This window comes from Solibaculum mannosilyticum, assembly GCF_015140235.1.
GTDB classification, from domain to species: Bacteria; Bacillota; Clostridia; order Oscillospirales; family Acutalibacteraceae; genus Solibaculum; species Solibaculum mannosilyticum.
On record NZ_AP023321.1, the window covers coordinates 2,389,971 to 2,402,551 of the forward strand.

Below are 12,581 nucleotides of genomic sequence, written 5' to 3' on the forward strand. Positions count from 1 at the left end.
TCTGCCTTTTGTCACTGTTTTGGGATCAAAGGGTCAGGATCGACAGTTTGTCCCCTTCCCCCACTAATTTCATAGCTCCTGGCTGATGATCGGCATGTTCCACCAGGAGGGCGGCAATCTGATCCTCTACCTCACGGCGGATCAAATTGCGCAAATCCCGGGCGCCGTACCGGCCGCCGTCCACACGGCGCGCCATTACAGCTAGGGCTGTGCCGTCCCAAGTGAACAGGATCCCTTTATCGCTGAGCGGTTCCTTGATCTCCTTTAGCATCAGCTGGGCGATCTTGAGATAATCGTCGTAGGACAGAGGGCGGAACACCACCACTTCATCCACACGGCTGATAAATTCAGGACGCAGGAAATCGGATAAGGCTTTCATCACCTTTTCCCGGCTGGCATCCTGCTGGGTCTTGCCGAAGCCCAGAGCTTGGGACCGGTCGGAACTCCCGGCATTGGATGTCATGACAATAACGGTATTCTCAAAATTAACCGTACGGCCTTGTGCATCGGTGATGCGGCCTTCATCCAGGATCTGGAGAAGAATATTCATAACGTCGGGATGGGCCTTTTCAATCTCGTCAAACAAAAGCACCGAATACGGCTTGCGGCGTACCTTTTCCGTCAATTGGCCGGCTTCGTCGTAACCCACGTATCCGGGAGGCGATCCGATGATGCGGGAAACCGAATGTTTCTCCATAAACTCCGACATGTCCAAACGGATCAGCGTCTCCGGACGGTCAAAAAGTTCCGCCGCCAGCACTTTGACCAATTCGGTCTTGCCCACGCCGGTGGGGCCTACAAAGATAAAGGATGCCGGACGGCGGCGGGCACTGATCTGCACCCGGCTGCGCCGTACAGCGGCGGCCACCGCTTTGACAGCTTCGTCCTGGCCGATGACGTGCTCTTTGAGATGCTGCTCTAAGAGTGAAAGCCTTCCCAGTTCCCCCTGCTCCACGCGGGCGGCTGGGATGCCTGTCCACAGTTCGATGACCTGGGCCAGATCAGCCGGTGTCACGGCCGAACCCAATGCCTTAGGTTTTAACTCCTCTATCTGCTTCTCGATTTGCAGAATCTGCGTGCGCACCTTAGCAAGCGCCTCATAATCGATGTTTTCCACTTGACCGGTCAATTCCTCTTCCTGACGATGCAAATCATCCAGCTTCTGGCAATCCCGGTCATATTGGGTCATATCGGCATTTCCCAGCGCTGCATGGGCACATGCCTCATCCAAAAGATCGATGGCCTTGTCCGGCAAAAAGCGGTCGGTAATATACCGCTCCGCCAATGACACCGTCCGGCGCAAAATACCGTCCGGCACCTGGACGCGGTGATGGGCTTCATAATAGCCTTTGATGCCTTGGAGCATGGTGACGGTATCCTGAATAGACGGTTCCTCCACCGTGACCGGCTGGAAACGGCGTTCCAAAGCGGCGTCCTTTTCAATGTATTTGCGATATTCTGTAAAGGTGGTAGCGCCGATCACCTGGATCTCCCCGCGGGACAATGCCGGTTTTAAAATATTGGCGGCATTCATAGATCCTTCCGCGTCGCCTGTTCCCACCAGATTATGCACTTCATCGATAAAGAGGATGATATTCCCATCGGCTTTGACTTCGTCCACCAGGCCCTTGACCCGGCTCTCAAACTGGCCTCGAAACTGGGTCCCGGCCACCAGGGCGGTGAGATCCAGAAGATGTACTTCCTTGTCCATCAGTCTGAGCGGGACATCCCCTTTGGCGATGCGAAGGGCTAATCCTTCGGCAATGGCCGTCTTGCCGACGCCAGGTTCACCGATGAGGCAGGGATTGTTTTTGGTGCGGCGGGACAGGATCTGAATCACACGGTAGATCTCCTGTTCCCGGCCGATGACCTGATCCAATTGGCCTTCCCGGGCCCGCCGGGTCAAATCAGTGCAATAAGTATCCAGGAACTTGCGCTTTTTCTCTTTGTCATTCTTAGGGCCGGCTTTTGCCTTTTCCTTCTTGTTTTTACCGACCTTTTCCGCCTCAAGCTCCTCATTTTCTTTGGAACCCTTGTTGGGGTCAAACATCTCCTGCAGATAGGGCGGCAATGTGGCCGCACCTCCCAGCTCAAAGTTGTCGCTGTCTTCATCCGATGTGGGCATCAGGCTGGTCATCTGCTCGCTCATGGCCTCCAGCTCCTCTGCGCTGACTCCCATTTTATCAATAATATCCTGAACCGGCTTGATTCCCAGCTCCTGGGCACAGACCATGCAGAGCCCTTCATTGACCGACTTATCCCCTTCCATCCGGGTGATAAATACCACGGCCACTCGCTTTTTACATTTTGAACACATCATACTGTTGTTAAACCTCCTGCCGGCCGCTTCCTAAAAGCGCACACGGCTCAATCTCCAGCTTATTTGGAGGACGGTGGATTCTTGTGCCCCTCACGGAGTATCTCCAAAAAAACCATAGCGTAACGCACAAAGGCAAAAATCATAAATCCCGCCACAATCGCAATCATCACCGTCATCGCTGCGTTTGGAATATCGGGAATAAACATGATCAGAAGCATCACGATATAAAACACAATCGTTCCAAGCTTGCCGAACCACAGGGCCGCCGACGGACGTTTTCCCCGTTTTAAAAGCATCAGGCTTCCAAGTCCCATAAAGACCTCTTTGAGCACGAAAATGCATACCAACGGGATGAGAAACTTGTTTTCCCGATGTACAATGGCGATGGAAATCACCACCGACGCCTGTGTCAGCTTATCCGCGATGGGGTCCAGGATTTGACCTACCGTCGTCACCTGGTTAAAACGGCGGGCAATATAGCCGTCCAGCATATCGGTAATGCCCGAAATTAACAGCACTACACCGGCGCCAATGCCGATATCATCCGGCGCCTTCCCCAGATATAGTACCAGAAATACAGGTACCAATACGATGCGGAAAGCCGAAAGAAGATTGGGAATGGTAAAAACCTGATTTGATTTACTCACGAAAGACACACTCCAATAATTTTAAAACATCAAAGCAAATGGAATCCCATCCGGCCCTATCATCCGCCGGTAAACGCCGTCACCAAATAAACAAGTGGATTTTGCTCGTAAAGATAAGAAAAAATCAAGGACTGATCCAAAGCCTCCCTGCTGGGCGGCGGGACGATTTCCAGCACCGTGCCAAACAGATAATAAAGCGCAGTCAGTACAATGATCAGCAGCGCGGCGTTTATTAGGCCCAACAGGCCGCCCAAAAAACAGTTCATCCCGTGGAGTACCGGCAGGCGGAACATGGGACGAATCACCCGGGCCAGCCAGGATACCAGCCAGAATCCCAGCATCAGCATGAGAAGGAACAACACTCCACTGATGATTTTACTTACCACTGGGCTCACTAAAGTATCCACAATCGCTGCTGCAGCCGTCTGTGGGGAGGATGACGTCTCCAGCAAAGAGGATAGCTGGCCGTTGGAGGACACTGCCCCCTGCACGGCAGGCTGCAAAAATCCAGGCAAACCTTCAATGCCCTCCTGCAGCATTTCTCCCACCGATCCCAGGCCGGACGGCAAAGATCCCGCCACCTTCTCTATCAGCGACGAGCGAAACACCGTATCAAACACCATGGGCGCCAACGCCGACGATCCTGCCGCCGCCAGAAAAAATACGGCGATCCTGCCGACGGTACGCACCAGCACATCGGCAAATCCCCGGCGGGCATCGGCCCACATCATCAAAACAGCCAGAAGGATTACAATTGCATCTAAAACAAATCCCATCATTTTGCTCCTTTGCTGCCGCTTTGAGGACTCATTTTCTTCCATCTGTCGAATACTATAGCACAATTAGGCCTTCTCTGACAAGCACATGCTTAAATTTACCGTCTCTGCCAGCCCCATCCTGGAAAACGGAGGGGCGCTGACCGTCAGCGCCCCTTTTCTTCTCTCCCAAAGGGGACTCTTATCCAGTATGCCCCTTATTGTCCCATTTGATTGACATCAATTTGATTTAAATGATCGGCGTCTTGAACATAAAGAGTATTCCCCTGGAGCAGAATATCCTGCGCGCCGCTGGAGGTGGATTGTCTCCCCAAAATCTGCCCGTCGAGGGGACGGATCACCGTCACCGACGAATTGGTCAGCATGGCCACATTTTCATCGTAGGACAAGGCGCGTACCCGTCCCACATGATTCTGATGGCTCTCCTCCTGCAAGGACCCGTCCAGCAACACTAAAGTGCTGTCCCGCAGGTCCTCGTGGTCGGACAGCGCCAAGGCTACGCCGCCGTTCGGGGAGATGCTATATCCCGCCAGATACTTGCCGTCATAGGAATAGGTCTTGAGATCCGACCCATCCTGTGCAAGGCTGACACACTGACTATCCCCCACCGCCAGAATACGGCCGCCGCTGTATTCCACTGTCAGGAGCAAGACACCCTCCAGCTTCTGCGGGGTGGCCTTGCCGCTGCTGAAATCCAGTACATCCACAAGGGAATTCATCTGCCCGCCTTCCACCGTCAGAGATACCGCGGCCGCTCCTTTTCCATCCGGACGAGCGGCTACATCCACTACCTGTCCCTCAGCCGACGACCAATTGAACTGCTTTTCTTCAAAATTCTGGTCATACACCCGCATCTCTGAGAGATAACCGTTGCCCGACTGGGTCACCATCACAATCTGGTCGTTTTCGCTGATGTCGGCGGCGATGATCTTATACTCCTCTTCCTTATCCACCAAGGTGCGGCGGCGGTTTTCCACACGCCAATTGGATCCGCCCCGGTCGTAGATCAGAGCCCGGGTATCGCTGACACGCAGGGCTGGAGTGGTACAATTGTGCTGCCGGTTGACAATGGAGCTGGCCGTCTGATTGAGCAGTTCAAAGGAACTGTCGGTGAGAAACGCCACGTCCCCGCCCATGGAGGCGAGCTGTTTGACGGTGCTGCCTGCCGCGTCCACAGGGAATCCATCCCCTGTCCCATAGGAGGCAAAGTGGGTGTCGAACCACTCGGAAATACGGTCGGGTGTCAGGTTATCCCGGTTGCTGTAGGCCCAAAGGCCTCCCGTAACCAGCAACAAAATCACCACCGTCCAGACGGCGGCCTTGACCATCTTCCTCATGGGGGTGGACTTCCTTTTAAAAGCAACCGTCTTATGCTCTCCATCCGACGGCTTCTTCGTCGTTTTCTGCGGTTTTGGCACAATGTTCACTCCCTTTCTTTAAAATTGTTCGTCACCCGCTGCTCCTCCAGCGGGTCAAATGCATAGAGTACCCGGCTGAGATACAGTCCCTCCGCCGGGGCGGTAGGACCTGCCAGGGCCCGATCCCCCTTTTCCAGGATGACGGGGATACAGTCGGGCCTAAATTTGCCCTGTGCGATGCGCAGAAGGGTTCCCACCATGATGCGCACCATATTGTAAAGGAACCCATCGGCCTGGACCGAGAATGTCACAAGATCCCCTTTTCTCTCCACGCTGCAATGGCTTACGGTTCGCACGGTATCCTCCACCGTGCTTTTGTAAGAACAAAAGCCGCTGAAATTATGTTGTCCCACATACTGCTGGGCCGCTTGATGGAGCATCTTTTCGTCCAAAGGATAACGGTAATGAAGCGCCCTTCCCTCGTAAAAGGGATTGCGCTGTTTGGTGTTGAGGATCTGATAGACATAGCGTTTTCCCAAACAGTGATACCGGGCGTGGAATCCCTCCTCCACCTCCCGGCAGCCGTAGACGGCGATGTCCCGGGGGAGCCGCATATTGAGAGCTTGGGGGAACTGTCCGCAAGGGATGCGGGAATCTGTCTCAAAGCTGATGCAAAACATATCGGCATGGACGCCGGTATCGGTGCGGCTGCACGCCTTCAGGTCGGGACGGGTCCCCAGAAGGTCCCCCAAGGCATTTTGAAATACCTCCTGCACGGTGACGGCATTTTGCTGCACCTGCCAGCCGTGATACCGGCTGCCGTCGTAACGCAGGGTAAGCAGTAAGGTTCGACTCATGGCCCTTCCCTCATAAAGTGGACGGCAGCAGCACCTTGAGGGCAACGACGCCGCCAAGACACACAGCCGTGACCAAAATACCCCAAGCGTCCACACTGCCTAAGTGAAGCTGTTTCATCCGGGTACGGCCTTCGCCTCCCCGGTAGCAGCGGCACTCCATGGCGATGGCCAGGTCGTATGCCCGGCGGATGGCCGACACAAATAAGGGAATCAAAATGGGAATCAGCGCCTTGACCCGCTGCATGAGCCCCCCCGATTCCATATCGGCGCCTCTGGCCTTTTGAGCCGCCATGATTTTATCGGTCTCCTCCAAAAGGGTGGGGATAAAACGCAGGGCGATGCTCATCATCATGGCCAGCTCGTGGACAGGCAGCCGGATCTTGGAAAGCGGGCTCAAAAGCCGTTCCAAACCGTCGGTCAGGTCGGTGGGAGAGGTGGTGTAGGTCAGCACCGATCCGCCCAGCACCAAAAGAACGATGCGCACCGCCATAAAGATTGCGGTAAAAATACCCTTGTCCGTAATGCGGAAGATGCCCCATTGCACCAATGTATTGCCGTCCACATAAAAGATATTGATGAGCGCGGTAAACAGGATAACAATCAGCAGGGGGCGGATGGATTTTAACAGCGTCTTAATGGGCACCTTAGAAAGCAGGGTAGTCCCTATCAGAAATGCCGCCGATAATCCCAGGCCCCAAAAATTGCTGGCCACAAAAATCATGACGATGTATACAATCAAAAGAACCAGCTTCGCCCGGGGATCCATGCGGTGGAGCGCCGATTTCCCGGGGAAAAATTGGCCGATGGTGATATCCCGGATCATGGCTTCACCCCTTTCTCTCCCAGTAAGCGGAGAATCTCATCCCGGCCCTGGCGGGCGGTATAGACGTTGGTTCGGACGTCAAAGCCCCTCTGCTTGAGTCCCAGGAATACCCTTGTCACCTGCGGCACTGCCAGGCCCATCCGGGAAAGCTCCTCGGCCTGGCTGAACACCTCGTCCACCGTGCCGTACAGCACATTTTTCCCCTCGTTCATCACCAGCACTTTGGAGCATACACGGGCCACGTCCTCCATGCTGTGGGATACCAGCAATACCGTCGTCCCTCTGGCCTGCTGGTAGTCTCGGATCTGCTGCAAGATGACGTCCCTTCCTTTGGGGTCCAGGCCGGCAGTAGGCTCGTCCAGGATGAGTACCCTGGGATCCATGGCCATGACGCCGGCGATGGCGGCGCGGCGTTTCTCTCCCCCCGAAAGGTCAAAGGGGGATTTCTCCAAAAGCTCCGGCTTTAAGGATACAAAATGAGCTGCATCGCGTACCCGCGCGGCGATTTGTTTTTCATCTAACCCCATGTTCCTGGGGCCGAAGGCGATGTCTTTGGCCACCGTCTCCTCAAACAACTGGTATTCCGGATACTGGAAGCACAGTCCCACCGCAAAGCGAACCTGACGGATCTGCTTGGGATTTTCCCAAATGTCCTTGCCTTCCAGCAGGATCTGGCCGGACGTGGGCTTTAACAGTCCGTTGAGCAGCTGCATCAGGGAGGATTTGCCCGAACCGGTATGGCCGATGACCCCGACGAATTCCCCTTCTTCCACCGAAATGGATACGTGACTGAGCGCCGTCTTGGCAAAGGGAGTGCCGGCGCTGTATTGTAACGTCAAATCTCTTGTTTCGATCAGCGGCATCCGTGCACCTCCAGATAATGGGAAAGCACCTCAATGCATTCCTCGTCGTCCAGCACCCCTTTGGGTAAGCCCTGGACCCCGGCCTCCTCCAGCCGATACAGCAATCGGGTGGCCTGGGGGACGTCCAGCTCCACCGATTTCAATAGTTTCACCTGGGAGAATACCTCCCGTGGCGTTCCGTCCAGCAGAATTTGTCCGTCGTCCACCACCACCACCCGGTCGGCCTGCACGGCCTCCTCCATGTAGTGGGTGATGAGCACCACCGTGATGCCCAAATCCTTATTGAGGGCCCGGATGGTGGACATCACCTCGCTGCGCCCTTTGGGATCCAGCATGGCGGTGGGTTCGTCCAGAACGATGCATTTGGGCTGCATGGCGATGACGCCGGCAATGGCCACACGCTGCTTCTGCCCGCCGGACAGACGATAACAGTCGTGATGCCGGTACTCATACATATCCACCGCCTTGAGGGCATCGTCCACCCTGCGGCGGATCTCTTCCGGCTCCACGCCCAGGTTCTCCGGCGCAAAAGCCACATCCTCCTCCACGATGGTGGCTACCATCTGGTTGTCGGGATTTTGCAGCACCATCCCCACCGATTGGCGGATGTCGTACTTCTTTTCTCCATCCATCGTATCCATGCCCAGCACAAGGCAGCTGCCTCCGGACGGCAATAGCATCGCGTTAAAGTGCTTGGCCAAGGTGGACTTTCCCGAGCCGTTATGCCCCAAAAAAGCCACAAACTGCCCCTGCTCAATGGATAAGTTGATCCCATTGAGCACAAGGCAGCTCTCTTCCCCTTCAATCTGATACTGGAAGGTCAAATCTTTTGTTTCAATCATCTGTGGCATTGGAATCCTCCCTTGCAGATTACCGTTTCACAGGGTCAAAAAGGCGGCGAAGCCCGCCGCCCATTCCAATTCATCCTACTTACAGGCTGGGACAGGACTTGTCCGACCATACGGCCGTAGCGCCGCAGGGCAAAACAAGTCCCGACGCTGTCACTGGCAATCCGATTTCATCGGCATGTACCTCACCGCCAAAGGTATTCCCCAGCAGAGCCGACAACATATATCCCATCACCGACGGCGAAAGGCCGGTGGTATAGGAATTCAGCACAAAAAACAACGGATGCTCCACCAGAATCTCCCGGCAGGATGTGAGCAACGTGTGGAGCTGTTCCGGCAGCTTCCATACCTCTCCGCCCGGGCCGCGGCCGTAGGACGGCGGGTCCATGATGATGGCGTCGTACCGGTTGCCCCGCCTTGCTTCCCTGGCCACGAATTTGATGCAGTCGTCCACCAGCCAGCGAATGGATCTGTCGGCCAGATGGGATGCGGCGGCATTCTCCCTGGCCCACGCCACCATCCCTTTGGAGGCATCCACATGGCATACCGACGCTCCCGCAGCGGCGCAGGCCAAGGTAGCGCCGCCGGTATAGGCAAACAAATTCAGCACCTTGATGGGACGTCCCGCACCCTCTATGGCTTTCCTCATCCAGTCCCAATTGACGGCCTGTTCCGGAAACAGGCCGGTATGTTTAAATCCCATGGGTTTGATGTTAAACAGCAAATCCCCATAGGCTACCTGCCACACGTCTGGCATGCGGCGGCGGACCTCCCAGTGCCCGCCGCCTGAGCTGGACCGCAGATAAGTGGCGTTGGCGCCTCGCCATCCCACATGCTTTTTAGGAGTGCTCCAAATGACCTGGGGATCGGGGCGGATAAGGGTGATGTCCTTCCACCGCTCCAACCGTTGGCCATCGGAGGTGTCCAGCAGCTCATAGTCCTTCCAACCGTCGGCTACCCTCATACCAGCCTCGCCTCAATGTCCTTGGCAAGCTGCACGGCCAATGTATTGATGGTATCAAAGTCCTTGCCTTCCACCATGACACGCACCAGCGGCTCCGTCCCGCTGACACGCACCAGTACACGGCCGTCCCGGCCCAGCTTCTGCTCGGCCTCCTCTACCAGGATACGGATCTTCTGATCGGTTTCAAACTGTTTCTTTTGCTCGCTGTCGGCACGCAGGTTGACCATCACCTGAGGATACCGCTCCATCACGGACGCCGTTTTGGACAGGCTCTCCCCCCGCTTCTTTAAAACGTTCAAGAGCTGTGCGCCGGTCAATTGGCCGTCGCCGGTGGTATTGTGATCCAAGAAGATGATATGGCCCGACTGTTCGCCGCCCAAGCGATGCCCGCCGGCCAGCATCTGTTCCAGCACATACCGGTCACCCACCTTGGCAGCCACCGTCTTGACGCCCTTTTCCTCGCAGAACCGGAAAAATCCCAGGTTGGACATGACCGTCACCACGACGGTGTCATTTTTCAGGGTTCCCTCCTGCATGAACTGGTCGGCAAAGACGGCCATGATCTTGTCGCCGTCCACCAGTTCTCCCTTTTCATCCACGGCGAGGCAACGGTCGGCATCGCCGTCGAAAGCGAGACCTAAATGGCAGTGGAACCGTTTGACCGTCTCCATCAGGGACTCCATATGGGTGGAACCGCATTTGTCGTTGATATTCACCCCGTCGGGCTGGTCGTGGATCATAATGACGTCGGCACCCAGGGTGGTAAACAGTTTTTTCGCGGTGTAAGACGCCGAGCCGTTGGCGCAGTCCAGCGCCACCTTCATGCCGAACAGCGACTGGTCGATGGTGGATGCCACAAAACGGATATAGTCCTCAGCCGCCGATTTTGCCGTCGACACATGGCCGATGTCCCCTCCGATGGGACGGGGCGGCTGCTCTGCGCCGTCCAGAACAATGGCTTCGATCTGCTCCTCCAGGGAATCGGACAGCTTAAAGCCTTCGCCGTTAAACAGCTTGATGCCGTTGTATTCGCAGGGATTGTGGGACGCTGAAATCATCACGCCGGCGTCGGCCTTGTATTTACGCACCAGATAAGCCACCGCCGGAGTGGCCACCACGCCCAGCAATTGCACATCGGCTCCTACCGAAGTCAGCCCCGCTACCATGGCGGCCTCCAGCATGTCGGAGGAAACACGGGTATCCTTGCCGATGAGGATCAGCGGTTTATGATGCGACGCTTCGGCCAGCACCATAGCGGCGGCCCGGCCGATTTGAATGGCAGTTTCACAGGTGAGCTCTGTATTGGCGACGCCGCGGGCGCCGTCGGTTCCAAACAATCTTCCCATAACTTCGTTGCACTCCTTGCCGGCCGCCGGGCGGCCTAGATTTCATAAAACTCTCTCTATCCTAATTTATCCAAAACAAAGGGGATTTGCCCCTGTATTCTCAAAAAATATTAGAAACTCAGCTGGCCCGTGTACTCCATGCCCATGTGGGCATAGGCAGGCGGCAACGCCATACGGCCCTGCTTGGTCCGGCTTAAAAAGCCGATCTGCATCAAATAGGGCTCATACACGTCCTCAATGGTGACCGATTCCTCCCCGAGAGCGGCGGCCAACGTATCCAGGCCTACCGGCCCGCCGTTGTACACATGGATAATGATATCCAGCATCCGGCGGTCGTTGGCGTCCAGGCCCATCTCGTCGATTTCCATGCGGGACAATGCCTGCTGGGCGATCTCGGTATTGATCTTGCCTTCTCCCAGCACCTGGGCAAAGTCCCGTACCCGCTTGAGCAGGCGGTTGGCGATGCGGGGGGTTCCTCTCGATCGGGAGGCCAGTTCCAATGCCCCGTCTTCATCGATGTCGATGCCCAGGATGGAGGCGCTGCGGTTGACGATCTGGGCCAGCTCCTCGGGAGTATAAAGCTCCAGCCTCAGCTGGATGCCGAACCTGTCCCGAAGAGGCGCCGCCAGCTGGCCGGAACGGGTGGTGGCTCCCACCAATGTAAAATGAGGGAGGTCCAGCCGGATGGAACGGGCCGACGGCCCCTTGCCGATGATAATATCGATGGCGAAATCCTCCATGGCGGGATACAAAACCTCCTCCACGCTGCGGGACAACCGATGGATCTCGTCGATGAACAGCACGTCCCCCGGGCTCAGATTGGTGAGAAGCGCGGCCAGATCCCCCGGCTTCTCAATGGCCGGTCCGGAGGTCACCCGCAGATGCACCCCCATCTCGGCCGCCACGATACCCGAAAGGGTGGTTTTTCCCAGTCCGGGAGGGCCGAACAGCAGCACGTGGTCCAGCGCTTCCCCGCGGCCTCTGGCCGCCTCAATGTAAATGGACAGATTTTGCTTGGCCTTCTCCTGGCCGATATATTGATCCAAGCTGCGGGGACGCAGCGGGTTTTCGCTCTCCACATCCTCCGGGATCATCTCCGGGGCTGTGATCCTATTTTCCAAATCCAGGTCAAAGTCCGCCACTGGTTATCATCCTCCTCCCAGCGTCTTGAGGGCGTCGCGGACAAGCTGTTCCACCGGCAGGGCGCTGTCCAGCCTGCCCACTGCCGACGATGCTTCTGCCGGTGAGAATCCCAAGGCTGCCAAAGCATCCACCGCCTCCTGGGCGTTGCTGGATGCCGACGGCACGCCTCCCATGGAAAGCTCCACCCCGGCCTTATCCTTGACCGATAATTTATCCTTGAGTTCCAACACAATGCGCTGGGCGATCTTGGGACCCACGCCCGGCGCTCTGGTGAGAGACTTGCTATCCTGATTGGCGACGCACACGGCAAACTGCCCCACCGAAAGGCTGGAAAGCAACGCAAGCGCCATCTTGGGGCCCACGCCGTTTACCGAGATGAGCATCTTAAAGCAGTGGAGCTCCTCCGGATCGGCAAATCCGAACAGCACCAAGGCGTCTTCCCGCACGTTTAAATAGGTGTAAAGGGTGACGGGGCCCGTCTCCCCTTGGATGCGGGACAGCGTCCCCAAGGTGGTATGGCACTGGAACCCGACCCCGCCGCATTCCACCACGGCAAAACCTGGCTCCGTGTGCACAACCTTTCCCGTTAAACTATAAAACATACCAAATCCTTTCTCCCCATCACACCTTGTCTCT

General features: G+C 56.3%; 12 protein-coding genes. All 12 read right to left on the reverse strand.

The features are described from left to right. Positions 1-25 precede the first annotated feature (25 nt). Positions 26-2,320 carry an ATP-dependent Clp protease ATP-binding subunit gene (locus C12CBH8_RS11070; protein WP_090264818.1) on the reverse strand — a complete coding sequence of 765 codons (2,295 nt, stop codon included), beginning with the start codon at positions 2,318-2,320 and terminating at the stop codon, positions 26-28. Positions 2,321-2,379: 59 nt separating this feature from the next. Then, a complete protein-coding gene (locus tag C12CBH8_RS11075) occupies positions 2,380-2,967 on the reverse strand; it encodes a CDP-alcohol phosphatidyltransferase family protein (protein WP_159461218.1) in 588 nt (195 codons plus the stop codon). Between the two features lie 59 nt (positions 2,968-3,026). Next, positions 3,027-3,743 (reverse strand): CvpA family protein, encoded by a 717-nt coding sequence (locus C12CBH8_RS11080; protein ID WP_215533243.1) that lies wholly within the window; start codon positions 3,741-3,743, stop codon positions 3,027-3,029. Between the two features lie 197 nt (positions 3,744-3,940). Next, complete coding sequence (locus C12CBH8_RS11085) at positions 3,941-5,161, reverse strand: DUF5711 family protein (protein ID WP_143269569.1); 1,221 nt, start codon at positions 5,159-5,161, stop codon at positions 3,941-3,943. A 5-nt stretch (positions 5,162-5,166) separates the two neighbouring features. Next, a complete protein-coding gene (truA, locus tag C12CBH8_RS11090) occupies positions 5,167-5,958 on the reverse strand; it encodes a tRNA pseudouridine(38-40) synthase TruA (RefSeq protein WP_099322836.1) in 792 nt (263 codons plus the stop codon). Positions 5,959-5,968: 10 nt separating this feature from the next. Next, the gene (locus C12CBH8_RS11095; RefSeq protein ID WP_215533244.1) at positions 5,969-6,781 is read right to left on the reverse strand and encodes an energy-coupling factor transporter transmembrane component T family protein; all 813 of its coding nucleotides are present in this window, start codon (positions 6,779-6,781) and stop codon (positions 5,969-5,971) included. Continuing rightward, positions 6,778-7,644 (reverse strand): energy-coupling factor transporter ATPase, encoded by an 867-nt coding sequence (locus tag C12CBH8_RS11100; RefSeq protein WP_215533245.1) that lies wholly within the window; start codon positions 7,642-7,644, stop codon positions 6,778-6,780. The genes C12CBH8_RS11095 and C12CBH8_RS11100 overlap by 4 nt, the downstream gene beginning before the upstream one ends. Then, a complete protein-coding gene (locus tag C12CBH8_RS11105; protein WP_171846268.1) occupies positions 7,635-8,495 on the reverse strand; it encodes an energy-coupling factor transporter ATPase in 861 nt (286 codons plus the stop codon). Before C12CBH8_RS11105 ends, C12CBH8_RS11100 begins: the two co-directional genes overlap by 10 nt. Before the next feature lie 79 nt (positions 8,496-8,574). Beyond that, positions 8,575-9,456: a class I SAM-dependent methyltransferase gene (locus tag C12CBH8_RS11110; protein WP_090264802.1), complete on the reverse strand. Its 882-nt coding sequence runs from the start codon at positions 9,454-9,456 to the stop codon at positions 8,575-8,577. Next, positions 9,453-10,802 (reverse strand): phosphoglucosamine mutase, encoded by a 1,350-nt coding sequence (glmM, locus tag C12CBH8_RS11115; RefSeq protein WP_090264800.1) that lies wholly within the window; start codon positions 10,800-10,802, stop codon positions 9,453-9,455. Before glmM ends, C12CBH8_RS11110 begins: the two co-directional genes overlap by 4 nt. Positions 10,803-10,912: 110 nt before the next feature. Beyond that, the gene (gene ruvB / locus C12CBH8_RS11120; RefSeq protein ID WP_090265067.1) at positions 10,913-11,896 is read right to left on the reverse strand and encodes a Holliday junction branch migration DNA helicase RuvB; all 984 of its coding nucleotides are present in this window, start codon (positions 11,894-11,896) and stop codon (positions 10,913-10,915) included. A 54-nt stretch (positions 11,897-11,950) separates the two neighbouring features. Further along, on the reverse strand, positions 11,951-12,547 hold the full coding sequence (ruvA, locus tag C12CBH8_RS11125) for a Holliday junction branch migration protein RuvA (protein WP_090264798.1): 597 nt from the start codon (positions 12,545-12,547) through the stop codon (positions 11,951-11,953). Between the last annotated feature and the right edge of the window lie 34 nt (positions 12,548-12,581).

What these genes read in the sequence shown, in the direction of transcription:
- truA (WP_099322836.1), bottom strand. Translation starts at nt 5,958, where the DNA reads ATGAGTCGAACCTTACTGCTTACCCTGCGTTACGACGGCAGCCGGTAT.
- ruvB (WP_090265067.1), bottom strand. Translation starts at nt 11,896, where the DNA reads ATGATCCCGGAGGATGTGGAGAGCGAAAACCCGCTGCGTCCCCGCAGC.
- C12CBH8_RS11070 (WP_090264818.1), bottom strand. Translation starts at nt 2,320, where the DNA reads ATGATGTGTTCAAAATGTAAAAAGCGAGTGGCCGTGGTATTTATCACC.
- ruvA (WP_090264798.1), bottom strand. Translation starts at nt 12,547, where the DNA reads ATGTTTTATAGTTTAACGGGAAAGGTTGTGCACACGGAGCCAGGTTTT.
- C12CBH8_RS11105 (WP_171846268.1), bottom strand. Translation starts at nt 8,495, where the DNA reads ATGCCACAGATGATTGAAACAAAAGATTTGACCTTCCAGTATCAGATT.
- C12CBH8_RS11100 (WP_215533245.1), bottom strand. Translation starts at nt 7,644, where the DNA reads ATGCCGCTGATCGAAACAAGAGATTTGACGTTACAATACAGCGCCGGC.
- C12CBH8_RS11080 (WP_215533243.1), bottom strand. Translation starts at nt 3,743, where the DNA reads ATGGGATTTGTTTTAGATGCAATTGTAATCCTTCTGGCTGTTTTGATG.
- glmM (WP_090264800.1), bottom strand. Translation starts at nt 10,802, where the DNA reads ATGGGAAGATTGTTTGGAACCGACGGCGCCCGCGGCGTCGCCAATACA.
- C12CBH8_RS11110 (WP_090264802.1), bottom strand. Translation starts at nt 9,456, where the DNA reads ATGAGGGTAGCCGACGGTTGGAAGGACTATGAGCTGCTGGACACCTCC.
- C12CBH8_RS11095 (WP_215533244.1), bottom strand. Translation starts at nt 6,781, where the DNA reads ATGATCCGGGATATCACCATCGGCCAATTTTTCCCCGGGAAATCGGCG.